Raw genomic sequence first — 24,781 nt, 5'->3', positions numbered from 1 at the left:
TATTTATTTCCTCCTTTTTATTTATAATTTATTAATAAGCTGTCAAATAATAATTACTACTAAATTGACCTTGTACCATTATTTGAACATTAGGTGATATTCCTAATAAATATTTTTGAACGCTTCCTGGTGCAATTAATACATCTAATACAACCATTGAATTATCAATCACAACTAAATGTACTTGATTTCCAGCTAATGCATCAGTTTTTTCATCAACACTAGCTATATTATTTTGTATTGTAAATTCTGTGTTTAAAATTGCACTATATTGATTTGTATTAAAAATTGTATTAACATCAACAAGCAGCGTAGAATCTGTATAACTTTGTTTTTCCCAATGTTTTTGATATGTGTATGGGTTAAGATTAGTTAAAAGCTTCTGATTACCAAAGTAGATATTTCCATTTGAATCTTCAGTTATTCTATCTAAAATAGACATATTAGCATGAATATGCTCATTTAATTTGCTAGCATATAAAGCATTAGATTCATTTTTTGTGTAAACTGTACTCTTTTGCGCATAGTTATTTAATGTTGATATTATCTTAGATGAACTAAAAGTCTTATCTGTTCTAACCCTAGTATCATCAATAAAATCAGTAGAAATAACATTTGTAGTTCCACCTGTTCCTCCTGTACCACTACCAGCAGCTCCTTGAGAACAATTTATAATTACTCTTATAGAATCTCCAGTAGTTGATTTAAACATAACCACATTATTATCCATAATTTTCCAAATTACATTACTTATAAAATTATCATGTGCATCAACTATTCCTATAATTAAATTCTTGGAATTTAATCCATGAGATACAACACATGTATAAATTTCCAAATCAGTATTGTAATACCAGTCCGTTTGCTCTATAGATTTAGTAAAGTTTTCCTTACTATTAGTTAATGTTCCAATGTCTTTTAATTCATATGCTTGTAAACCACTATTTGCAACTAATACCTTACCATTTTCATAACTAGCTGGCATATCCTTCAAATCTGTAGTGAACAGATTTTGCAAAGTCAATTCTAAATTTCCGCCTAAATCTTGTACACCAGTCATATTTTTAAATTTTATACTTGGAATATCAAAGTAATCAACTCCACCTTCATCTGTAACTTTTTGTATCCTTATCAAATCCTTTATGGAATCACGATAAGTTAATTGAGTTCCAGTGGGATTAGTAACAATAAATGAGTTTATTTTTACTTTATGATCTACATCAGCTAAATCAACAAACTTAACATGATTTATCTTTGTATCTACCTCATTAGTAGTGATTAATTTATTGGAACTTGATGCACTAGATGAAATCTCATTAGTGATAGTAGATAAAGTGTTATTTATATTAGTTTGTGTTGCTACAACAGCAGACAAGTTTTTAATGTTAGCTTTTTCTGCATCAGTTACATATCTATAATTTGTTGTGTCTTTTAAATCAGCAGTACTAAAAGTGCTTAAATCACTCACACCACTACCACTACTTGTAATCGGATTACCTTTATATAGTGGTATTCCATCACTATCCTCAGAGAAATTATCAATTACAGACTTATTAGCATGTTCATGTTTCTTAGCTACTGCATCTACCAAATCAACATTAGTCTGAGTATAAGCATCAAGTAATTCTTTATTAGTGTGGTCATGTATCTTACATATCGCATTTGCTAAGTCTGCATTTGTTTGAGTATAAGTATCAAGTAATGCTTTATTAGCATGATCATGTTTCTTAACTACTGCATCTGCTAAATCTGTATCAGTTTGAGTATACGTAGTTAATAAACTTAAATTAGGTATACTTGGAATATCAGATTTTCTTGCAATTAATGGATCTATGCGTGACTCTTTATATATTCCTGTTGATTCTGTTACAACATTTAGTGGATTAACTAAAAAATCTCTAACAGATACACTTATTACGCCTAGACAAACCCACTTTTTATCATTAAATACATACCACGTTTGTTCTCCACCTTGTGTTTCATCTGCATCAACTATATATGCATCGCCTTGTTTTATTCCAGTTGTTATGCTTAAATCTGCATAAGTAGCTTTATGTGTATCCTTTAATGATATTGTTCCAGATAATGAACTAAGTCTATCTTTTATATCCTCAGTAATACTATGCAGTGAGTTTAGTTCTGCTATTGTAACAGTTAAACCATCTAAAGTTGTTGCCACTAAGCTTCCATTTATATTTTTAATTGTTAACCCATCTATTAAATCTGCTAAATATTTGCTAGTGCTATCATTGGCTGTCATTTTTACAGTTCCATTTGAATCACTATTAGAGCCTCCATTAGAAGACATTTCAATAGAATAATTAATTACAATTCTACCATTAAAAGGATTTGAATTTCTTAATATTACTGTGTTTATATCAGGAGTCTTAACCCCTACAGCCACCTCTTCATCTAAGCCATTATACACTGCGCACACAAGATCTTTTGTTGCAAGATTATGGACCTTTGTCCAAATGTATTTTTCTTTATCTGTAGAATCTTGAATCCACTCTGATGCTGATATTATAAATTCTTTATTATAATTTATATTTGGTGTATTAATAACCATTTTGCCATCAAATAATACATTTCCAATTGCGTCTAAAATCAATTTTTCTAAGATATTATTTAAATTTGTATGTGTTACTAATTCAAATCCTGTTGGCGTTGGATTAAACCCTGGTATTTCACAGCCTATGCTTTGAGCATATTTTTTGCCTAAAATATAGGTAAGATTGTCCATTTTATCACTCCTTTTCCTTCATAATTTATTTAAAGGACAGCTTGTCATTCATCCTTATACGCTGAAGCGTGGAGGCTTTCTAGCAAGAGTATAGTAAATTTTTGCACATTTATTGCAATCCAATCCCATAAATAATCATTCCTTTCTTACATAAGCATAAAAAACAAGTTAATAATGTGAAACATTCCCATTCTTAACTTGCTTTTTTTCATATGATAATATAAAATTTTTATAATATTCCACTTAAATCCCCATCACCCATTAATGCTTCTTCTGAGCATTAATTTTTCTCTTTCATTTTTGGATTTTGGAATTTCATAAAGTTTTTCGATTTTTTTATAATATTCCTTTTGCTCTTTAGGTGTTTTATTAACTATGTTCATAACTCCATATCCAATTATCTTCACTATTTTATTATCTTCCTTAAGTGCTTTAAACATGGTTAAACTTCCACCCATAAATCTCCTTTACATCCTGAAGATCCATATTATATTGATCTAAAAATGCACTATAGATATATTCATTATCATACTCGAAGAATAAATTTTTCCACTCTTGCCACTACTTCTTTGAGAATTTTGGATTCTTATATCCTTACTACTTCGATAAAACGATAATACCTTATCAATTGCTTCATTAATACATATTCTTCTGCCCCCTTTACTACATTTAAATAGTTTACGAAACTATTTCTTTGTTTAATCAATCGTCCACATTTCATTTTCCTCCTAAATAATTAATCTTAAATTCACCTACTTTTGTAAGCATTTACTTTTAGGGTGATTTATGATCATTCCCTTTGTTAAACTAAATACTAATTTCCATAACAAAAAAGTACCTAGCTCATGGATTAAACTAGATACTTTTAAAAAAGTGTATTTATTTATGAGAGGAAATTATCTTTTGTTCCCAATTACTATTATAAAGCTTTTAATTATCTATTTCTTATACACTATCTCTAGTTTTCCTAAAATTTTCCTATAATTTATTTATATTTTGATATATTCCATATAAAATCCTATTTAGTGTCACTTGATTAATAAAATTCTAATATTTTATTACATTACCTATATCTGCCTTGATTTCTTTTCATATATTTTAAATTTATTTATCTATATGTTTTAAATATTGTACCAACTTTATCCTTTAAATTATAGTATCCTGGATACATCATAATTGTTGGTTTAACCTCAAGAGCATTTGGTGTTCCATTTTCCAAACAGTCTTCATTCGCATATACTGCAACAATTTCCCCAATAAACATAGTAAAATCAAATATAGGAATTGTCTGTATTACTTTACAAAGATAATTTACAGGACATTCTTTTATCATTGGTGCATTTCCTCCATCATCATAAAAAGAATCAAATACATTCGATTTATCTTCTTTATTACCAGAGACGCACCCACAAAGATCAGTCTTATAAATAGATTCGGAGGATGGTATGTTTACACTGAAGAATCCATTTTCCACTACACCTGAAGTTGTATAGTGTGAATTTTTCAATGAAATATACAATACAGGCTTCTCACTTACAACCCCATATGCACCTATTGTGGCATAGTTCGGTTTTCCATTAACCATAGCTCCTGCTAAAACTGTAATAAATGGTCCAAAAGGGATATTTGCTATTTTCTTCTTTATCATATTTTTTCTCCAATCCAATTATTTATTTGTTGCAACAATATTAATTATATGGATAAATCAAAAAAAATATAGACTGTTTCTTTTATATGAGTTATCATATAGATAGATTACGCCCCTAAATAAACAATTTTAGCATCACAGTATCAAATAGTTTCATCATATCTTTATTTTCTTTTCATATTTATTTCTTCCATAATAAATAGGCTCATATATGAATGTTTTTCCTGCATAATTCACTCTCGCAAGTATAGTATAAATAGCATTAATTTTTAACTACAGTTCTTTATTGTTCTCTCCTCAGTACTAACTCAGATAAAGCAACATAAAAATCCCATTCCTCTTTTGTTTTTGCTTTATTAAATAGTTCCATAAAATCTGTATATGAATATTTTAAAAACTGCTCATATAAACTATTTTGTTCATTTATCTTTACCATTGAACTTCCTCCAATAAATAATGCTTTTACTATATTATTAACTAACAAATTGCTAATACAAAATCACTCTCAGCCGGCATTTTAGGTGCATATTATTAAGAATATATATTGTGATATGGTTTAGAATGTATATTCTACTATAGCAATATTCTGAAGAATAAATAAGGTACAGAATATTAGAATGCATTATTCATAATTTCTGACTATTATATATCTTATCCTTCTACCACTACCACCTTTGTTTCTTCTTGTTTACCTTGTTTTAATAATAGTGTTGGAATAATTACAATAACAGTAATTATCGAAATTACAAACATGGTATCATTAAGAGCTTGGAGCTGTGCCTGAAGTGCAACTTCTCCAAACATCTTGTTTAAAGCAATTCCTTGAGCATTGCCTGCTGACATCCCGCTTTTAATAAACATCCCTTGAAGCATTTCATATAGTTTCATACTATTTTTATTAAAAGATGTCACTTGTGAAGCTAAGTTAGAGTAATCAATCACATTTCTATGCTGCATAACGCTTGTAATAATTGTAACACCTATGGAAGTCCCTACTTGTTTTACTGTATTAGTTAAAGCAGATGCGTTTGACATTGCTTCCTTTGGTAATCCACTAAAACCTATTGTTTGAACAGGTGCCATGAGAAATCCGACACCAAAACCTCTAATCAATAATAGAATTGTTATCTCCATATTAGGTGTATCCAACGTAATTTTTGACATACTATAGCTATTAATGCCTATTAAAATTAATGCAAATACAGCAAATAATCTAACGTCAAATTTGTTGCCAATTTTCCCATATAAAATCATGGATATGGCTGTTGCTATTGCTTCTGGAAATAAAATCAAGCCTGTATTCATTGAGTCAAGTCCTCTTATTTGTTGAAGGAATATCGGCATCAAAAACACACCACCATAAAGAGCTAGCATTGCAATGTTCATAATAATATTACTCATGCAAAAGGTATAATTCTTTAATAGTTTTAAATCAAGCATAGGTTCTTCAATGAGTAATTCATTCACAACAAAGATTACAAGACTATAACATCCAACAATCATAAGCACGATATTTTTTATATCGTTCCAGTCTAAATCACTTTTCCCAAGTACATAGAGAACACAGGACATTCCAATACTTGAAGTTATAAATCCAATAATATCAAATTTCTTTGAGGATTTATGCTCTGATTTTTTGAATATAAGTATTGCCATCATTGTAGCAACTATTCCAACTGGAAGATTTATAAAGAAAAGAAATCTCCAATTAAAATTTTGAATAATATATCCACCTAAACTTGGCCCTAAAGCTGGGGCTGCCATTACGAATATTCCCATTACTCCTATTGCCATTCCAAGTTCACTTTTATCAAAAGTAGTCATTAATATTGCCATACCAAGAGATATTATGCAAGCCCCTCCAATACCTTGAATTACTCTTGCAATTATCATTATGCTTTCATTCCATGAAATCCCGCACAATAGTGAACCTAAGGTAAATAAAATTAACGCGGTAATAAATACGTTTTTAGTGCCAAATTTGTCTCCAAAATAACTTGTTGATGGAATTACAACTCCTAAGGTTAGAGTATATGCACTAACAACCCATTGGATTTGATCTATGGATGCATTAAAGGTCTGCATCATTTTAGTAACAGAGATATTAATAATGCTAGTATCTAGATTCACCATAAAAATTGCCATAATTACAACGCTCATAATAAGCCATTTAGCTGAAGATTCTTTTTTATTTTCCATTCTCCCACCTACTTTACATGTATCTTTATGTCTGCATTTGTACCAGGTAGAAGATTTTCATGATTCTCCTCAAATTTAATTTTCACAGGTACCTTTTGAACAACCTTAGTGAAAGTTCCACCTGAAGAGGATGGAAGAAGTGAAAATGCTGAATTTGAAGCTTTTCCTATATATTCAACTTTGCCTTGAAATACTTTTCCCTCAAATTGATCAATTTTTATATCTACATTTTGCCCTTCTTTTAATTTTTCCACCTTGGTTTCTTCTATATTTGCAGTTATATATATTTTTTCTTGATCAACCATTACTGCAAGTGTAGCTCCAGCTGCAATATATTGTCCCTCCTCAGCTTCCTTTTTAATAATTAACCCATTAATTGGCGCTCTAAGTAAGGAAGAATTAACATTTTCATCAGCTATTCCATTTTCATCCATGTGCCCTACTATTTGATCTTTAACTAAAGTTTCTCCCTCTTTTACACTAAATTCAAGAAGACTTCCTGAAATTTTTGGAGTTATATCTATAAAATCTCCAGCTACCTGTGCGTCTTCAGTTGAGACAAAATATTCATTTTCATACCAATAATATACGCCAACTCCGCCAAGAGTTATTAACATAGCTATAACTATACAAATAATTATTATTTTACGTTTTCCTTGCATTCTTATCATCCTCTCCTAACTTCTCACGCCAATTTCGGCAAACATACCTGGCTTTAATTGCGAATTTGAATTTACTAAAGTTATTTTTACTAAAACATTACTACTCTTAGAATTTAATTCTGAATTTATTACTGATATGGTTCCTTCAAATTCTGAATCCTTTATTTCTGACACTTTAACAGTTACAGCTTGTCCTTCTTTCAGATCTTTTACAATGCTTAAGGGTGCATATGCATTCACGCATAAAGCATCAGGATTAGATATTGAAATAAGAGTGCTGCCAGGTGATGCTATTTCACCTTTATTTATATTTTTAACGGTTACTTTCCCTGAAATAGGTGCTGTAATGTTTCCATTATTTAATACTATTTGCGCTGTTTTTAATGCTTCTTCCGCTTGCTTTACTTGTGCCTTGTAGACATCTATACTTGTTTCTGTAGAGCCTTTTTTTAGCATTTCTAATTGTTCTTCAGCTGATTTTTGTCCTGACTCTGCTGAAGTAAGTTGCTGCTGTGCAGTTTCAAGCTGCGCCTCTGTAGCTGCTCCTACACCAGTTAACGCTTTTGTACGATAATAATTCTTTTTAGCAATATCATAAGTTGCTTTAGCACTGTCCAAAGTTGCTTGGGCTTGAGCTATTTGTTCAGGACGTGTACTGTTCATAGCATTAGCTAAATTTGCATTTGCAGTATTTACAGCTGCTTGGGCTTGGTCTACCTGAGCTTGCAAATCCTGAGTATCTAATTTAATGACAGTATCGCCTTGATTTACAACTGACCCTACATTAACTGATATATCTGAAACTCTCGCAGAAATTTTTGAAGCTACATTGACTTGATTATCTGTCGCAAGCTTTCCAGCCATGAGATATACGGATTTTTGTTCATTAATCTCTTCTGCTTGAACAGCATTTTCATTTCTATTATCCTTTGCAGTGCATCCTGAAAATAAAGATGTTCCTATAAGCGCTGGCAATAAAATTAACATAATATATTTTTTCATAATCACTTACTCCTTTAACAAATTATTTATTGATAAGAACTATCGTTCTCATTAAGCTTTTAAATTTTCATCACCGAATTTATGTAATTAGTTAAGATTCCATTTTATTGAATCTGGCTTCATTGGCCTTTCCTTTTGTTATTTCTGTTGGTTTTCCAATGACTATAATTATGCCTCGAAGTCATAATTCCCCTGCTTTCAATGTAATACTCCCTTGCTTCCAATCAAAAAAATTATGAGAACTTTGTAACTATAGTCTATTGCTATAAAAACACTTTCACTAAATTTGTTCACAATATTTTCATCTAATATTTTGAATATATTCATAATAATGTAAACTCAAAAGATTAAAGTGGTTCTCAATATCTTTATTCCTGTTAGTTTACTTGTACTGTTTATTTCAAAAATCCAAAGATTTTCCGTCCATAACGCTATATTCCAAGCTGGCTCCAGTATCAAATTTCCATAAAATTATGATAGGTTTTCTGATATAATTGTATTTATTCTATGAATCCAACTTCTAATAAGAAGTAACAATGGAAACTTAATTATAAGCCCCATGTTATTCTTACTGATTGAATTATTTATGTACTTTATATATTGGCAGCAAAATATTATCAATAATCTCCTCACTACTCGCCTCATTAGGCCTTCCATATAATACAATTTCATTGATAATTAGTAAAGTAGGCAAATTTAAAGCCTTTTCAGAAATATCATCTATTGAAAGTGAAATTTCCTTGCGCTGATTAGCCCGCGTTATAATGATTTCCATTAATTTACGGATACCATTATCGTGATTAACAATACTAAATAAATCGTAAGATGTAGTATCGGAAAACTTATCTGAAATCACCTCTCGTAGATCCTCAGGTCTGATAATTTCAAAAATTGGATCTAAAACCTTAAATAGAGCAATTAAATCTTCTCTTAATGAACCATAATCACTGATTTCTAATTCTATTGGTGGTGCTTTTCGCTCTACAGCAGCAAGAATAAGATGACATTTTTGTGGCCATCGGCGATAAATAGCGTTTTTATTGGTCTTTGCAGCACGAGCTACGTCATCCATAGTCAATTTGCTATATCCTATTTGATTAAGCAATAACCAAGCCTCATCTAAAATCGCATTTTCAAGTATAGCGCCTCGGCGTCTACTAACATTGTCGTTCATGATAAAACCTCCTACTTTTGGTCTACATAATTCCACCATAATATAGTACCATAAACACCAATAAATAGAATAACAAAAATCGTCAATTTACTGATCCAATTAATAAGCTCAGGATTGTTTAAATATATTCCAGAAATTGTCCACGGGATATAACGCCCTAGAGGCTGTGATCCAAAAATAGCAGCTACAATTACAGCTCCAAAAGAAGTACTAACAGGAGCCAATATTCCTCTTGTCATGCTGGCGATAAGAGGAAATAGAAAACTAAGACCAGAATTATAGAGTGTTGCTATCCCTAACCTTTTTAAAAGATTTCCAGTCAATAGCACATCAAAATTTTTCAAATCTAAGCAAGAACCTATAGCAAATGTCGCACCAATTGCTAATACCGTTATACCTAAAAAACATAATCCTAAAGCAAAAAACTTTGCACATACTAAACTTGTACGAGAAATTGGCAATGATAAAAGATCTTTAAAAGTTTGATCCTGATACTCTCTACCAAATACCCAACTGCTTAAAATACCAAAACCCATTAATCCAATAACAGTAGAATACATAAAAAAAGTATTTTTCAAAAATTCTCCCCACGTCTTATCTTGCATATGGATAAGTAACAAAAAGCTATAAAAAGCTAGAATGTAAATTGGTATATGACCTCGTCTTATTTTATAAAACTCAATTTTAGTCACCGACCATATCTGTTTCATAATGATTTGCCCTCCTTAATAGTTCTAAGAAAGAATTCTTCCAAGCTTTCATTTACAGGTTGAAAAATCATTGGATTCAATTTCTGATTTTCTAACTGCTGTAATAAATCAGAATATTGGTTAATAGATATATCCGAAACAAGTACTTCCTCTTCACTTACTGATGTGAATTCCAAGCTTTTTGTAGCAAGGTAATGTGCAAGCTTCTTGCTGGAGCCCTCCGTTTTTATGTAAAGCTTGGATTCTCTGCAGGTTTCAAATTCTGAAAAGTTTAATTCCCGTAGCAGACACCCATGAACTAATATACCAATTCGACTTACCAGCTTTTCCATCTCATCTAATAGATGGCTTGATATAAAAATGGTTGTCCCATTTTTAGCCATTTCTAATAGAGAATTACGAACAACTACAAGCCCCTCCGGATCTAATCCATTTGTTGGTTCATCTAACAAAAGAATCTTTGGTTTATGAATAAGCGCCTTTGCTAATCCAATTTTCTGATTGTTTCCTAAGGAAAGCTCTTTTACCTTAGCCTGTAGGTAATTATCTAGCAATAACTGCTGTGAAATGTCACCAATTCGTTTCTTAATTTCTGAATCGGGTATTAGTCTTTGCTTTGCATACAATATAAGATTTTCTTCTACAGTAAAGTTTGGATAAGCATGTGGTGTTTCAATTAAGTACCCAACCTGATTCCAAAATTCAGAAGACAGCTTTGAAATTGATTGTCCAGAGTAATAAATTTCACCAGATGTAGGATTAATCATTTTAAGCAACATCCTCATTGTAGTTGTTTTTCCTGCACCGTTTAAGCCTAAAAAACCATATATTTCACCTTCATTAGCAGTCAGATTAATGTCATACACACTATTTTTCGAGCCATAACTCTTTGTTAACTTCTTCGTTTGTATTATTGGCAAAACTCAAACACCTCCAGTATTATACTTCATTTAAGGTACTGCAGTACCTTAAATGAAGTATAACACTGGAAATTATAAAACGCAATACTAAATATTTGTATTTTTTTATTTATTATTCTCATCATTCTTATATCCCAGATTAATTAAGCTATTTTCTCCTCACTGCCTTAAATCTAGAGAACACTTCCGTTTCATCCAAACTATATTAGCTTACCAATTTCATAACCATATCTAAAATCACTCTCCATCGCATTTTAGACACATATTCTTTAGAATATATATCGTGAATTTATATATAACTGGTTTGTTATTATAAACACATAGTTAATAAATAACTCCTATAATAAAATGAACCTAAACATAAATATATACTATAATAGTATTTATCCATGTTTAGGTTTCAATTTACTGCTCTTTTTGAATTAATGTATCTTCACTTAATTAATAATTATAGGGCATATCTTTATCTGCTCATCCTAATATTTCTGACTTATTATTTTGTGCTTCTTAATAAGCTTGATTATTAGAATCAATTAATTCTTTAAGCTTAACATTTTGATTTATAAATCTTGCTTTGCTTTTCTCAGATTTCATGTGTATTGCATTTTGTGGACAATGATGTATACAGGCTAGGCATGTTTCACATCTACTTAAAAACTTAGGTTTATTCTCAACTTTAATATTATTTGCAGGACAAACTTTTTCGCATATTTTACAGCTAGTACAATTATCATTAACTATAAATCGCTTAGCTGCAAAATTATTACTAAGTTTATCAGCCAGCCCACGGCCGCATTTAGATAGAATATTGGATGCTACTCCTTTTGTTACAAGAGATTTTCGTCTATTTGTAATATCAGCTATTATTTTATTAAGCCTTTCATCAATATCTTCTGGGTTCTTATTTATTATTTCCTCCTCCATCTTAAATGCTGAAAGGAAATTATCAACCATCAGTATTTCATTTGTATAGTTGAACTTGATACCAGATTCTTCGGCTACAAGTTCAATATGCCTCAGTCCTGAGAATGGTTTAGCACCATATGTCATAATTGCAAAAAAGTAATCAGCTTTAAATTTTGACTTTTTGATAAAATTACTAACTATTTTTGCCATTCCGAATCCATGACAAGGAAATACAAAACCTATAGCTTCATCCTCAAATTCATATTCTCCTGCCTTTATCATCTGAGGTATTGAATACAATTCTCCACCAATCTTTTTTGCAACATATAAACTATTCCCTGTAGCAGTAAAATAAAATATCTTCAAGTTAACGTCCGCCTTTCTTTATTTGAATTCTCGTTGATTTTTCAACATCTGTTCAATATAATTAATTTATCAACTATGCTAGTGCAATTCAATAGTTAAAAAAGTCAGATTTGTTTATTAATGAACAAAATACAACTGAATGTTGAATATCACGAAATTTTTTAAGACGAGGAGATATCTTTATGGATAGACGTATTATAAAGTCAAAACAGGCCATTATGGGTGCCTTTATCAAGCTCATGTCAGAAAAAGATTTTGAAAGGATAACCATTAACGAAATTGCAGAAGAAGCAAATGTAAACCGTGGAACTGTATATTTGCACTATGAGGACAAATTTGATCTGCTGAATCAATGTATAGATACTCATTTAAACGAATTATGTGAAAGTTGCTTGTCAGATGGAGAAACTAGCAATGTTGCCCCAAAAGCTTCGCTACTTAATACATTTCGATACCTTGAGCAGCATGCCTTTTTCTATTCCAATATGCTAACTAACAAATCCATGCCTATTTTTAGAGAGCGTCTTTTAACACTCGCTATTAAGCAGATAGAAAAGCACCTAGATATGACTGGAAGTAATCAAAATATAAGAAAGGAAATACTGGTGCAATATGTTGCTTCAGCTGCTGTTGGTGCAATGGAATGGTGGATTGTAAACTCAATGCCTTATCCTGCAGAATATATGGCTGAGCAGGTATTGCAGCTACTAGAGCGAGAACAATTGACTCACCAGTGATATGATTAAATTTTTCCTTACTATAAAACTATGTGTATTATCATTTTTAGTTATAAACTAGAAAGATAATATCATCTGGTTGTAGTGTTTCATAAGAAATATATAACATATCAAATTATTCAATTACACAAGTCATTCCATATTCTCATGGAATTTAATATTTCATGCATTACCACTCTAGTAATACTGCTCCCGATGAAAGTCCCGCTCCAAAAGCTACAAATAGAACAATATCACCTCTGCTTATCATATTCTTGCTTAAAATTTCATGTAATGCAATTGGAATAGTTGCTGCTTGGGTATTTGATGCTTTATCTATATTTACATATATATTTTTTTCATCTATATTCATCTTATTAGCAGCTGCTTTTAAAATCCTTAAATTTGCTTGATGTGGAATTATTAATTTAATATCCTCTACTGAAATGCCAGCTTTCTCTACAACTGCATTAACTGCTTCTGAAAATGCCTTAGTTGCAAACCTCATAACACTCTTTCCACTCATCACTACCTTTGTATTTCTTTCAGAATCTGCCTCAAAAAATGGAGTTGATTCTATTTTATTATTACATGCAAGGGAATTGTCCTTGTCTATAACACAATCTAAATAGGTGGAAAGAATCCCTTTGCTTTCAGTGTTTGATAATACTACTGCACCAGCTCCATCACCAAAAAGTACTGCTGTTCCTCTATCTTCCCAATCTAAAATTTGACTATTTACATCAGCACCAACAACAATTGCATTTTTATAGTTACAATTTTTCATTAAACTCTCTGCAACTGTTATAGCATATACAAAACTAGAACAATTAGTATTCATGTCAAATGCAGGAGCACTTTCTATACCTAATTCTTTTTTTATGTTTGCTGCTACTGTTGGTACACATACATCTGGTGTTCCAGTAGCACATATAACTAAATCAATATCATTACATGATAATCCACTATTCTCTAAAGCTATTTTAGCTGCATTTACTCCTAAATCTGTGGTAGTTTCATTTGTAGCAATATGACGTTGTCTGATACCAGTACGGGTACTTATCCATTCATCACTAGTATCTAGAAATTTTGATAAATCGTCATTTGTTACTATTAATTCAGGTAAACAACTACCAGCTGAAATTATTTGTATTCCCATATTACACTTCCTTAATTATGCAAATATTAATATAATAATTTTTATAAAATGCTATTCTTAATTTATCTTAATCAAATACTTTATCTAATAAATTACTATATCAAATTAATTATAACATATTTTGTAAATGTAGCCTTATACAGTTACAAAGAACATTTTTGTGATTTACTGTATTAATATGACTAGTCATCTGAGAACAAGTTTTGATATGAAATAATATTATGAACAATACCGAATCTAAATATAACGCCTGCGGCTATATAATTACTCATCCACAAAGATGCAAAAATGAAGTATAGTACAGAAAAAAACTTCTACTATATTTTTGCTATAGTAGAAGTAATCAATCTAAAAAGAGATATTTTAAGATTAATCTTCAAATTACAACCAAACTATTTTTTTGCTAACAAAATAACAGTGTTAGTATATTCCCAAACTTTTTCTACAGATTTAAACCCAGCCTTCTGCAGCATTTGTATCTGATTTTCTACAGTACACGGAGTATCATAGTGATAGAAGCCCTCAGTTATCCCTAATTTTGAGCGAATTCTTCTATTTTCATTGAAGTGGTAATCCTCATATTCTTGACTTGGCGCCATATAATCCGCTTCAATATAAAAACCATTCTGCTTTAAACTTTTGAAAATCTTCTTATACAAATTAATCTTTTCTTCATGTGTAAAATGATGAAGAGTTTCCACAGATAAAGCACAATCAAACATACATGTTCCAATATCATAATCAAAGTAGTTACCAACAATGAGATTAAGTTGGTTTAATTTATCATTATGCTTTTGTTTTATTTTTTCCATCATATTCTCAGCTAAATCAATCCCTGTGACTTTAACTGTTGAATTAATTTTAAAAATTTCATCTAACTCTAAACCTGTCCCACATCCTAAATCAAGCAAATTCAGTTCATTTATTTTTGGTATTAATTTTGCAATTTCACTATAAAGTTCATTTACTCCCTCAATATTATTCATCATATGTTGCTCATAGTTTTTAGCTCTGCTATTGAAAAAACTACTCATTTCCTCTAATTCCATTTAACCATCTCCCAAATAAATTTCTGTAAGTTATTATATACTACATTTAAATTATATTATTTTAATTTAGTAACCAACAACCTCAAAAATAATTCTGAAAGAAAAATGCGCCGTAATTTATAATTACATTATGGCACATTCAATTCCTATTATTTCTTTTTTATTTGATTAATTGCAAATCAATAATTTACAAAAAGTGTTATAGAAATTTATAAAAGAATAAGAATCTACTCTTAATGAATTACAGATATTTCTCCTTCACCAGTTACAATTAATATCTCTCCAATTTCTATAGGTCCAAATTTTATATAGTCATTTTCATTACTAAGTATCGCAAACAATATCTGAGCACCTTTAGAGTTAAGTAATGTAATAGTAACAGGTTTATCTGGAGTTATAAGTTTAATATTGCGATAATACCCTTTGTGTTCAGGTGAAATATCATATATACCTTTTTTTAAAGTAGTTGAAGTAGGAATCGGTTCTGCTTGAGCAACTTCCCCAAATATAAATAAAAATACTAAAAGCACTATTAAAAATTTCTTTATTTGCATATCCTTCACCTCTTCCTATTAGTATTTTCTTTACTAATAGAACTATGCATTCTTTTAAGTTCTCAATTATTAATAGTTATTGTATCCTTAAATTGCTTACAAACCTTTAATTAATTCTTTAAGATAAACATCATATTATTTAATTTTCATATAAAAATACCGCAAAATTCATTTTCTGAATAATACGGTAAGTATACTTAATTATTTTTTGTTTAATTTATTCAAAAATAAACCAAACTCTTTTTATTAAATTATTCTCAATTTCATAAATTGCAACAGCTTTTTTTATTGCATCTTTTTCCAAGCCAGTTACATATTCATGATCAATTACTTTATTTCCTATAACAATTCGATTTTCTATCTCTGCATAAACCTTTAACACTTCAAATCTTTCTCTATAGCTATTCTTTAATTGTTCTTTACCTTTTATCATAATTGAATTATCTATTAAATTATAAATTTCAACCTCATTATGATAAGTAGACACAAAGCCTTCTAAATCATGCTTATTATAAAAATCCAATTGCTTTTTAACTATTTCTTCTGGATTCATCTTATTCTCCTTGCTTTCTTTTTATATGTGTTTCAATTATTAATTTTCTTTTACTTTGCTAATTATATTTAAACGGAAATTTTTCTATCTGTATTAACTCATGTAATTTATTTTCCCATTGGAAAAAATCATCTATAGGCAATTTCCCAAAAAACTGCACTCCTTCCATATCATATGTAACTGTTATAAAATATCTATCTTCTTTTTCCTCATCTCCATACCAACGAGGAAGAAATATTGGACTTTCAATATAAGATGGCAAACTTTGATATACCTTTTCTAACACATCATAGGTTTCAGTATTAAATTTGTCTAAATCAATTCCATATATTCTTTCAAACTCTACAACATCATCAGCAATAATAAAACTTTTATTGTAATAATGTTCATCTTCTTTAACTTTATATAATGATGAAGTTATTATATTCATGTCGTCTAATTCACTAAGCATGCTGTCTATCAAATCATCGAATACTTGAATCTTATCATTATAATCATGTTTAAAATATAATTTTCCTGAGCGACCTATTGCTACTGCAGCAGAATAGTAATATCCTGACATCCCCAAATAAAAACACTCTTCTTCAACAAAATTTAAAATTTCTCGATATTGTTTCCACCATATTCTATCATGAGGATTTGTTCTAAAATCAAATGTATAGTCATAGTCCCAGTCTTTAACTTCCTCACATGGGTGAATAGATTTAAATTCTACATACTTGTCTATTCCCATAAATTCTTCTAGAAACTTTTTAGCACTATCAAATAGCTCTATTCCTAACTCATTACATTGTTGTTCAAATCCTAAGATATCTACCTGACGCCCCTCATACCACCCTGACTTTTTTAAGAGCAAAATCATTTGCTCCCTTTTTGTAATATCACTTTTAAACTTCTCCATTGTTTTCCCCCATAAACGATAAATACTACCTCTTAACTATAAGCTTTTATACGCATATCATATCCTCACTTTCAACCTTTAACACTAACTCTAAGCATTGTTATCCAGTAAAGTATGTTAAAAAGAACGAAATTAATACTTTGCAACCCAAAGTATAGGTATGATTTTAAAAATTTCTAAAAATTAGATTTTTATCCCTACCATGCAATAACTTCCCAATCAAATTCAATTATAACATAAATAGTAGTTATATATTTATTCTAAAAAGTCTCTTATCTAATCTAATGATATCCTCTAGTCCATTTATATCATTGTTCGTCAATACCGTTTTCTCCATTACTTATTTTATTGCTGCACCATCTAAACCTATAGCTGTTCCAACAACTGCTGCAGTTGCTACTCCAACTCATATTGTAGTTGAGATTATTCCACCTTCCACTAATCCTTCTCAAAACAATATTATTTTTTATTCATCTTTAAAGAGTTGATATTAGATTCATGAAATTTTGCTTCCTTTAAAGTACAACACCATACTTAAGTGTATTTTTCTCATATATCATTTATAGGAGGTGATCAAGTCATGGAGGTAAATCAATTAATTAATTTGATCGTTAATAATGGTTTTGCTATTGCTGTAGCAGCATATTTGCTAATTCGCTTGGAAAAACAAATTATTAACCTGTCTAATTCTATTAACAAATTAAATACCATAATCTCAACCAAACTTGGAATTGTTATTAATAATGACGATCCTGACAAAGTAGCATAAGTAAAGGCGATAAACATTTATTTTTATAATGTTTATCGCCTTATTCATTACCCTGTTTTAAAAATTATTATTATTTTCATGGTTAAATAAAACCACTTTATTCCTTCCACTGTTTTTTGCTTCATATAATGCGATATCAGCATTTTCAAGCAAATTATCAATTTGGCTTGTCAGTTTAGGATATGATGCTATTCCAATTGAAATTGTAATTTTTATAGCTTCATTATCTGAAATGTAAAAATCATTCTCTTCAACATTCTTTCTTAATCTTTCTGCAATTTTAACAGCCTTAGATTCTGAGCAATCCAATAATATTACAGAGAACTCTTCCCCTCCCATTCTAGATACAACATCATAAGTCCTACACGTATTAATAAGGATTGGAGCTAAACTTTTTAAAATAGTATCTCCTGCATTATGACCATAAGTATCATTTATTTTTTTAAAGAAATCAATATCTATAAATAACAGAGATAACTCTTCTCCTTTTCGTATAGCCATCTGAGAAATACTATTGAACCTATCATCAAATTGCCTTACATTATTCAAACCAGTCAAATAATCTTTTGCTGCTTCATTTTTTAATCTTTGATAAATTTTAATTACTTCCAGTATGTGATCTACATATTTAATTGAAAGATAAGATACTATTAAATATCCTGGATAGTATAATATCACGGTTTGAAAAACTCCTGTTGAATTTTGCGGTACTGATACCACAAATGACGAAGCAATTGATACTATAATAAAGAAGAGCATACAATAAATATATTGATTTTTCTTTGATAGCTTTAATAAAGAAATAATTCCAAATCCAACCCCCATAAGCAAAGCTATTATTAATCCAACTAGTGATATATTAGATATTCCTAAAATTAGAAATCTAAAAATACCTATCAAAATTGAAGAAACAATTGAAGATAAAAAACCACTATAGAGAGCAGAAAATAAAATTGGTATGTACCGAAAATCAATAAAAGTCTCTGATGTAATAGGGACACTATTTATCATCAGTATTATACCTAATATACCATTATAAAAGCCCCATAGAAACTTACTTTTCAAGGACATATCTAGTGAAATTTTTTTATCTTTAAGAAAATGTTGAACAATACTCATAGATGCTATTAAAATACATGCATTTTGAAAAAAACTAAGAAACATAATTTATCACTTCTCCCCATAAACTGACACTTATTCTACAGTGATTATAACATATTTTAAAAATACACATTACTCAATTTTCAAATAATGGTTTTGCCGTTGCTGTAGCAGTATATTTGCTAATTCGTTTGGAAAAACAAATTAATAACCTGTCTAATTCTATTAGCAAATTAAATACCATAATCTCAACCAAACTTGGAATTGTTATTAATAATGACAATCCTGATAAAGTAGCATAAGCAAAAACGATAAACATATATTTTTTCAGTGTTTATCGCTTTATTCATTACTCTCCTTAAAAATTAATAAAAACTTCTAGTCTACTTTATCTTTAAATTCTTCTACTATAAATTGCAAAGCTTCTATATAGTTTCTAAAAATGCATTTACTTTAAATTGAATTTTAAAATATTATTGCAAACTCTGTCTTTACCATAATTAGTATAATTACTTATAGAAAAACAAAATATTGCCGCCCTTATTATTAATACTATCATCCAGAAAATCATTGAACTTTTATCTTTATTTGGTTTTATTTTAAAGGTTATTTATCAATATACTGAATCATACCCGCACCATACACTTCATTTGGTCTAACAACAAATTCAAACTTCTTATAAAAATCTTCTTTACCTTTAGCCGCCATTAAGCATACCATTGTTCCTTTTGCATAATTCTTTTTTATATATTCCATAATTTCATTCATTATTCCAATACCTAAGCTTCTCCTTTGATACTCAGGTTTAACAATTATGTCTTGAATATATAGTGTAAATGCACCATCACCAATAATTCTACCATAACCAACTATCTCTTTATCTTTTTCTAAACATACTGAAAATATTGTATTCTTAAGTCCAATAGAAATCACTTCTTTTTCAGGATAATCCCAACCAACCGATTGTCTCATTTCAATAAATTCATCTGCTGTTATTGCTCTTCTAACAAGTTTTATATCATCCATATATTAATCCCCATTTTCATAGATTTTTTGTACATTATATTTTCTAACTCACTAATTTGCTTTCTTTGCAAACGCTAGTATATGTCCATCAACATCAGAGCAATACGCAACATAATCTCCCCAATTTCTTAGTTCTGTTTTACTTATACCAGTTCCACCAGCAGTTATTGCTCTGAGATAGTATTCATCAGGATCGTCAACGAATATGTATAGCTCACTCCTTGGCACTCCATTTGCATCTTTAGGATTTGGTATTTTGTTTTCAAGAATTCTCATGATTCCTTCTTCTGGCATTAATCCTAATAAAACATTGTTTACTATGTGAAATTCAGTCATTCCTACAACATCTAGAGTTGGTTCATACCCAAGCAATTTCTTATAAAATACTTTACTTTTTCCTTGATCTTTTACATAAAAAATAATCATTAAATTTTCATTTTTACAAACGCTCATAAATTACCTCCTCTTCCATAATAATTTACTAATCTGCATTAATTATAGCATATTTTGTAAAAATCTCATTATTCAATTTTCAAAGACATTTTTATAATTTACTACATCATTTTTTAATCACGCAATAATAAACTTCTACAGAATTTAATAATTCAATATAAAATCAGCAGCTTTAACTGCACCGCCACCACTTTTTATTTTGGCTGAATATATCTTGAGATTTTGTTTAAATTCGTTGTCATTAATAATTTTTCTACATGTTTTTAAAAGGAATTCACTATTAAAATTATTTATGCCAGGATTTGATGCACATCCTATTTCAGAAGCTTTTTCAGCATTAAAATGACGTTCAAAATGATTTCCCGGGAAAATAATTGCAGGTACTTCATTTTCAATGCACTGTACTGTGGTATTTTGTCCGCCGTGATGAATAGCTATATCTGCCATTTCTACTACCTTATCTGATGGAACCATACTCATAAAGTGAACATTACTAGTATTAGAGGACACATTGCTTTTAAAGCTAGGGTTCCCTCCTGCTGTGACAATAACATCAAATTCTGAACCTAAAAAGGCATCTAAAATTACCTTTTCATATATCGCCGGTGTTATTTGACTAGCACTTAAATATACGTATATTAACGGACGTTTCTTTTCAAAGTTAAAATCTGATTTTATAAAATTCTTGGGTGTAACTGATCCTAAAAATATATATCTTGAACTATCTTCTAAAGCCTCTAATTCAGATATGCTTGGAATAAAAACTTTGCTGCAGTTATAGTCTTGATTAAGTTCACATATGTTTTCTATGGTATCTAAATTTAAAGTTTTTAAAAGCTCATTATAACTTTCTTCATATCCATATTTAGTTTTATTTGAATATCCAAACTTGGAGAAATCTTTCTTGCTTGAAGTACCTCCTGTACAAAAGTAAGGTATGTCCATTTTCTTTGCAACTATAGGCATTAATGTTTCAAATTCCCCTAATATCAGATCTGGCTTAAAACTTTCTACTAGCTCCATTTCTTCTTTAAATGTATTTTGAACATATTCTTCAGAAATAAGACCTTTAAGTCTCATTACATCAGCTAAACTGCTGATATTGAATTTATTAGATGAATTTCTACTATTATTGTTACCTTGCTGCAACATCTTTTGTAGATCAAACTCAGGTTTATATCCTTGCACTACTTTATATCCACAGGCCGCAGCATAGTCTGCTTCTCTTCCTGCAGTTCTAAACATTATACTACAATCTTTCTGTAATCTTTTTATTTCATCTGCTATGGCAATTAATCTGGTTATACTTCCTAATGCTTCAATAGAAGCTATTCCAGGCGCAAATAATATTCTTTTCATAAGATAAACCTCCTAAATAATATTATAATAAAAAATATATTAGTGTATAATAAATTACTATATTATATAGTACTCGGGTAAAAAAATGTCTCCAAATATAAATATTTATTAGAGACATTCATTAATTAATTATAATGATCAATAACTTTTTCAGACCATTTTTCTAAAACATTATAAAATTCATTATATAGTTCCAATAGAAAAAATCCAGAGCCAATTATTTCATTGTGCTTTTCATGATTATATCTTGACTCTACAGTAAGTCTACGTTCTTCTATCTTGTTTTTGAAGTTTATTAGATATTCTTTTCTTTTTTCTTCTGATAAATGCTCAATATTATTAAAAAATGCATTAAATTCAAAATAAACTTTTCCTATATTCTTTGAACTTTCTTCCATTAGTTCATTGAAATATGTATTTCCTTTTTCATTCATTGAATATAATGTTTTTTCGGGCATTTCACCTTCTTTAACAGTTCTTGAATTTAAATATCCATTATCGCATAATTTAATTATATTTTTATAAATTGATGGATCACTGATCTTTAACCAATTACTAAGATTCCAACTATCAAATTCTTTAACCATTTCATAAGCACTTTTTTCTTTGTTCTGCAAATAACCGAGTATTATTAAATTTATTGAAGACAATTTAATCACCACCATTCATTATACTACTATAAACTATAGTAGTATGTTTTATATTTGTCAATACAAAACATAGTGTAAATATTCCTATATATGAAAGCTGAAAAAGCCACATATCGGTTATTAAATCCAATATGTGGTCAAGTTTATACGTATGTTAGCTGTATCCTACTATAACTTTTAGTCATTTCTATTTTGTTGTAAAAAAAATGGTTTTGTTTTAAGAATTTGCAAAGTAATTGGATATGCCATAAAAATGATACCAAATACGGTTGAAAATACAATTGACTTGATGGAAATAACATCATCAACACTAGCACCATAGTATGTCAAAGCAGCAATCGGGACAAAAAGTATTAGCGCTGTAAACAATCCTGGGGAAAACCTACCGCTTTTTAAGACTGGCAAGAGATGAAAAAAAACAGTATTTATTAACATTAATGCAGGATATGAAAGAGCGATCATTGGACATTTCCATCCAATAATTGCTGAAATGCATCCATATAAAATAACCACTGCATTAAAAACATAAAACTCGTTCCATTCTGCAGGTAATTTTAGAAAACCTCTTGCCCATCCCCTCCAATCCAGTACCATTTCTTCAACAATGTGTAGACCATATGCTAAAGTTGCAATCCATAGAAAATACTCATGTACCATAATATCAATCCCCCTATAATTTAATCATAATTTAAAACACTGTTTTAAATTATGATTAAATTATACTTTTAAATTCGTTTTATGTCAATTAAAATAAGCAAGGTCATTTAGATTTCATTTGACAAAAACAACCATCATTTATAAAATAATAATCAAACTATGTTTAAAACTAAATTCTATATAGGAGTAAATTATAATGAAAAAAGATATGAGCAATCTCAACACAAAAGACAAGATTTTAGAAGCTACATTGAACATTATATCTGAAGAAGGATTTCAAAATGTTACAATTCGGAAAATAGCTGTAGTTGCTGACGTAAATGTTGCTGCAGTTAATTATCATTTCGGTTCTAAAGATAATGTCATCAATGAAGCACTTGAATATTTAATGATTCAATCAAAAAACATATTTAAATGTTTAAAAAATACTAATGAAGCTCCCGAACTTCGATTAAGAACTTTCATTGATAAGTATACGAAAAATTTGATCAAGTATCCTGATCAGATAAAAAATTTAATACATCAAAGCATTTATGAGAATTCCACTAAAAATAAATTTCAAGAATATCTAGAGATGGAAGGCGTAGAACTAATTAAAGCCACGATTCAACAAATTCGACCAGATAAGGATGATGTTACTTTGCAGATACTAGTTACGCAATTATTAAGCTGTTTACTATTTCCTGTTTTGTTGGGAGATCGTGCTACAGAAATTTTTGGAATTAAATTAAATGATCCTAAAAAGAGGAATGCTTATATTGAACTGCTTATTAAAAATGTTATTCAATAAAACTTTTTTCAATTATTTATGTTACAACCGAATTTTATCCATATATCCTTTATGAAAAGACAATGAAGGAGGTAAAAACAAATGGCAGTAACAAAAAACATTGATTCTGTTTCCCTTAGTATCGAAGTTCAAAAAGGTACTGACAAGGCAGGTGATCCAATCTATACTAAAAAGACTTTTTCAAACATCAAGAAAGATGCTGCACCTGAAAATGTATATGCTGTTGCAGATGCAATTAAAGGTGCTATGCAAGCTAAGACTAGAGATTACTTTATAAATGAATCTTCTAGCTTAGCAAACGCTTAGACAGTTTACAGTTAGCAGTGCACAGTTTACAGTTGAGGAGAAGATTACTTCGTAATCTAAATTACTCTAATCTCTAACTGTAAACTGTAAATTATAACCTGTAAACTGCAAAAAGGGGGTGATTAAATGGAATATACTTTAGCTATGACTTTTTTAACAACATCTGGTGAGAAAAGCACTTTAAGTGTTGCTGGTGTTAAACCAGATCTTACTAAGGACCAAATCAATGGCCTTATGGACACAATAGTTGCTAAGAATGTTTTTGAAACTAATTCTGGCACTTTTGCTAAGAAATCTGGTGCCCAAATTACTCAAAGACAAGTTACCAAATTTGATGTAGCTTAATTTAGAGCTTAAAAATAGACGGTAGTGTTAATTGCGACACTACCGTCTATTTTAGGTTTCTCT

General features: G+C 29.6%; 30 protein-coding genes. 6 read left to right on the top strand and 24 right to left on the bottom strand.

The window, feature by feature from the left end; all coding sequences use genetic code 11:
- Positions 1-31 precede the first annotated feature (31 nt).
- The 13 genes from CSPA_RS08985 to CSPA_RS08940 form a co-directional block, all read right to left on the bottom strand.
- Complete coding sequence (locus tag CSPA_RS08985) at positions 32-2,743, bottom strand: hypothetical protein (protein WP_015391929.1); 2,712 nt, start codon at positions 2,741-2,743, stop codon at positions 32-34.
- A gap of 254 nt (positions 2,744-2,997) precedes the next feature.
- Complete coding sequence (locus tag CSPA_RS08980) at positions 2,998-3,201, bottom strand: Gp15 family bacteriophage protein (RefSeq protein ID WP_015391928.1); 204 nt, start codon at positions 3,199-3,201, stop codon at positions 2,998-3,000.
- Positions 3,176-3,259 (bottom strand): Gp15 family bacteriophage protein, encoded by an 84-nt coding sequence (locus tag CSPA_RS31045; protein WP_081604005.1) that lies wholly within the window; start codon positions 3,257-3,259, stop codon positions 3,176-3,178. The genes CSPA_RS08980 and CSPA_RS31045 overlap by 26 nt, the downstream gene beginning before the upstream one ends.
- Positions 3,260-3,329: 70 nt before the next feature.
- Positions 3,330-3,464 (bottom strand): hypothetical protein, encoded by a 135-nt coding sequence (locus tag CSPA_RS30725; protein WP_015391927.1) that lies wholly within the window; start codon positions 3,462-3,464, stop codon positions 3,330-3,332.
- Positions 3,465-3,851: 387 nt separating this feature from the next.
- Positions 3,852-4,391 carry a flavin reductase family protein gene (locus CSPA_RS08975; RefSeq protein ID WP_015391926.1) on the bottom strand — a complete coding sequence of 180 codons (540 nt, stop codon included), beginning with the start codon at positions 4,389-4,391 and terminating at the stop codon, positions 3,852-3,854.
- A 283-nt stretch (positions 4,392-4,674) separates the two neighbouring features.
- Positions 4,675-4,827: a hypothetical protein gene (locus tag CSPA_RS30035; RefSeq protein WP_015391925.1), complete on the bottom strand. Its 153-nt coding sequence runs from the start codon at positions 4,825-4,827 to the stop codon at positions 4,675-4,677.
- A 215-nt stretch (positions 4,828-5,042) separates the two neighbouring features.
- Positions 5,043-6,590 carry a DHA2 family efflux MFS transporter permease subunit gene (locus CSPA_RS08970; protein WP_015391924.1) on the bottom strand — a complete coding sequence of 516 codons (1,548 nt, stop codon included), beginning with the start codon at positions 6,588-6,590 and terminating at the stop codon, positions 5,043-5,045.
- An 8-nt stretch (positions 6,591-6,598) separates the two neighbouring features.
- Positions 6,599-7,252, bottom strand: coding sequence for an HlyD family secretion protein (locus CSPA_RS08965; protein ID WP_015391923.1), 654 nt, complete (start codon positions 7,250-7,252; stop codon positions 6,599-6,601).
- Positions 7,253-7,267: 15 nt separating this feature from the next.
- Positions 7,268-8,254, bottom strand: coding sequence for an efflux RND transporter periplasmic adaptor subunit (locus CSPA_RS08960; RefSeq protein ID WP_015391922.1), 987 nt, complete (start codon positions 8,252-8,254; stop codon positions 7,268-7,270).
- Between the two features lie 580 nt (positions 8,255-8,834).
- The gene (locus CSPA_RS08955) at positions 8,835-9,428 is read right to left on the bottom strand and encodes a TetR/AcrR family transcriptional regulator (RefSeq protein WP_015391921.1); all 594 of its coding nucleotides are present in this window, start codon (positions 9,426-9,428) and stop codon (positions 8,835-8,837) included.
- Between the two features lie 11 nt (positions 9,429-9,439).
- Positions 9,440-10,138 carry an ABC transporter permease gene (locus CSPA_RS08950; RefSeq protein WP_015391920.1) on the bottom strand — a complete coding sequence of 233 codons (699 nt, stop codon included), beginning with the start codon at positions 10,136-10,138 and terminating at the stop codon, positions 9,440-9,442.
- Positions 10,135-11,058, bottom strand: coding sequence for an ABC transporter ATP-binding protein (locus tag CSPA_RS08945; RefSeq protein ID WP_015391919.1), 924 nt, complete (start codon positions 11,056-11,058; stop codon positions 10,135-10,137). Before CSPA_RS08945 ends, CSPA_RS08950 begins: the two co-directional genes overlap by 4 nt.
- A gap of 507 nt (positions 11,059-11,565) precedes the next feature.
- Positions 11,566-12,330: an EFR1 family ferrodoxin gene (locus tag CSPA_RS08940; protein WP_015391918.1), complete on the bottom strand. Its 765-nt coding sequence runs from the start codon at positions 12,328-12,330 to the stop codon at positions 11,566-11,568.
- A 182-nt stretch (positions 12,331-12,512) separates the two neighbouring features.
- Between CSPA_RS08940 and CSPA_RS08935 the strand changes: the two genes are divergently transcribed.
- Complete coding sequence (locus CSPA_RS08935) at positions 12,513-13,067, top strand: TetR/AcrR family transcriptional regulator (protein WP_015391917.1); 555 nt, start codon at positions 12,513-12,515, stop codon at positions 13,065-13,067.
- Between the two features lie 169 nt (positions 13,068-13,236).
- On the opposite strand, the gene CSPA_RS08930 is transcribed toward CSPA_RS08935, so the two are convergent.
- From CSPA_RS08930 to CSPA_RS08910, 5 genes are all read right to left on the bottom strand, one after another.
- Entirely contained in the window at positions 13,237-14,205 is a 969-nt protein-coding gene (locus tag CSPA_RS08930; RefSeq protein ID WP_015391916.1) for a beta-ketoacyl-ACP synthase III, read from the bottom strand.
- 392 nt (positions 14,206-14,597) lie between these two features.
- Positions 14,598-15,254, bottom strand: a complete 657-nt coding sequence (locus CSPA_RS08925) for a class I SAM-dependent methyltransferase (RefSeq protein ID WP_015391915.1) — start codon at positions 15,252-15,254, stop codon at positions 14,598-14,600.
- 233 nt (positions 15,255-15,487) lie between these two features.
- Positions 15,488-15,808, bottom strand: a complete 321-nt coding sequence (locus CSPA_RS08920) for a hypothetical protein (protein ID WP_015391914.1) — start codon at positions 15,806-15,808, stop codon at positions 15,488-15,490.
- Positions 15,809-16,025: 217 nt separating this feature from the next.
- Entirely contained in the window at positions 16,026-16,361 is a 336-nt protein-coding gene (locus tag CSPA_RS08915) for a nuclear transport factor 2 family protein (protein ID WP_015391913.1), read from the bottom strand.
- A gap of 58 nt (positions 16,362-16,419) precedes the next feature.
- Entirely contained in the window at positions 16,420-17,262 is an 843-nt protein-coding gene (locus tag CSPA_RS08910) for an SUKH-3 domain-containing protein (RefSeq protein WP_015391912.1), read from the bottom strand.
- 580 nt (positions 17,263-17,842) lie between these two features.
- Here CSPA_RS08910 and CSPA_RS08905 point away from each other — a divergent pair.
- Positions 17,843-18,031 (top strand): YvrJ family protein, encoded by a 189-nt coding sequence (locus CSPA_RS08905; protein WP_015391911.1) that lies wholly within the window; start codon positions 17,843-17,845, stop codon positions 18,029-18,031.
- 57 nt (positions 18,032-18,088) lie between these two features.
- Here the strand turns inward: CSPA_RS08905 and CSPA_RS08900 are convergent, their stop codons facing one another.
- The gene (locus CSPA_RS08900; RefSeq protein ID WP_015391910.1) at positions 18,089-19,195 is read right to left on the bottom strand and encodes a diguanylate cyclase; all 1,107 of its coding nucleotides are present in this window, start codon (positions 19,193-19,195) and stop codon (positions 18,089-18,091) included.
- A 53-nt stretch (positions 19,196-19,248) separates the two neighbouring features.
- Between CSPA_RS08900 and CSPA_RS29090 the strand changes: the two genes are divergently transcribed.
- Entirely contained in the window at positions 19,249-19,434 is a 186-nt protein-coding gene (locus tag CSPA_RS29090) for a YvrJ family protein (RefSeq protein ID WP_081603980.1), read from the top strand.
- A 304-nt stretch (positions 19,435-19,738) separates the two neighbouring features.
- Here the strand turns inward: CSPA_RS29090 and CSPA_RS08890 are convergent, their stop codons facing one another.
- The 5 genes from CSPA_RS08890 to CSPA_RS08870 all read right to left on the bottom strand — a co-directional run bounded on the left by CSPA_RS08890 (position 19,739) and on the right by CSPA_RS08870 (position 23,277).
- A complete protein-coding gene (locus CSPA_RS08890; protein WP_015391909.1) occupies positions 19,739-20,158 on the bottom strand; it encodes a GNAT family N-acetyltransferase in 420 nt (139 codons plus the stop codon).
- A 51-nt stretch (positions 20,159-20,209) separates the two neighbouring features.
- Positions 20,210-20,611: a VOC family protein gene (locus CSPA_RS08885; RefSeq protein ID WP_015391908.1), complete on the bottom strand. Its 402-nt coding sequence runs from the start codon at positions 20,609-20,611 to the stop codon at positions 20,210-20,212.
- A gap of 144 nt (positions 20,612-20,755) precedes the next feature.
- Positions 20,756-21,970 carry a glycosyltransferase gene (locus CSPA_RS08880; RefSeq protein WP_015391907.1) on the bottom strand — a complete coding sequence of 405 codons (1,215 nt, stop codon included), beginning with the start codon at positions 21,968-21,970 and terminating at the stop codon, positions 20,756-20,758.
- A gap of 125 nt (positions 21,971-22,095) precedes the next feature.
- Complete coding sequence (locus tag CSPA_RS08875; protein ID WP_015391906.1) at positions 22,096-22,620, bottom strand: PadR family transcriptional regulator; 525 nt, start codon at positions 22,618-22,620, stop codon at positions 22,096-22,098.
- 177 nt (positions 22,621-22,797) lie between these two features.
- Positions 22,798-23,277, bottom strand: a complete 480-nt coding sequence (locus CSPA_RS08870) for an HXXEE domain-containing protein (RefSeq protein WP_015391905.1) — start codon at positions 23,275-23,277, stop codon at positions 22,798-22,800.
- A 196-nt stretch (positions 23,278-23,473) separates the two neighbouring features.
- Here CSPA_RS08870 and CSPA_RS08865 point away from each other — a divergent pair, with 196 nt between their 5' ends.
- From CSPA_RS08865 to CSPA_RS08855, 3 genes are all read left to right on the top strand, one after another.
- Positions 23,474-24,067 (top strand): TetR/AcrR family transcriptional regulator, encoded by a 594-nt coding sequence (locus tag CSPA_RS08865; RefSeq protein WP_015391904.1) that lies wholly within the window; start codon positions 23,474-23,476, stop codon positions 24,065-24,067.
- Between the two features lie 81 nt (positions 24,068-24,148).
- On the top strand, positions 24,149-24,373 hold the full coding sequence (locus tag CSPA_RS08860) for a DUF1659 domain-containing protein (RefSeq protein ID WP_015391903.1): 225 nt from the start codon (positions 24,149-24,151) through the stop codon (positions 24,371-24,373).
- A 126-nt stretch (positions 24,374-24,499) separates the two neighbouring features.
- Entirely contained in the window at positions 24,500-24,718 is a 219-nt protein-coding gene (locus tag CSPA_RS08855; RefSeq protein WP_015391902.1) for a DUF2922 domain-containing protein, read from the top strand.
- Positions 24,719-24,781: the final 63 nt, after the last annotated feature.

This window comes from Clostridium saccharoperbutylacetonicum N1-4(HMT), from assembly GCF_000340885.1.
GTDB classification, from domain to species: Bacteria; Bacillota; Clostridia; order Clostridiales; family Clostridiaceae; genus Clostridium; species Clostridium saccharoperbutylacetonicum.
This window is presented reverse-complemented; position numbering and strand designations above follow the sequence as displayed.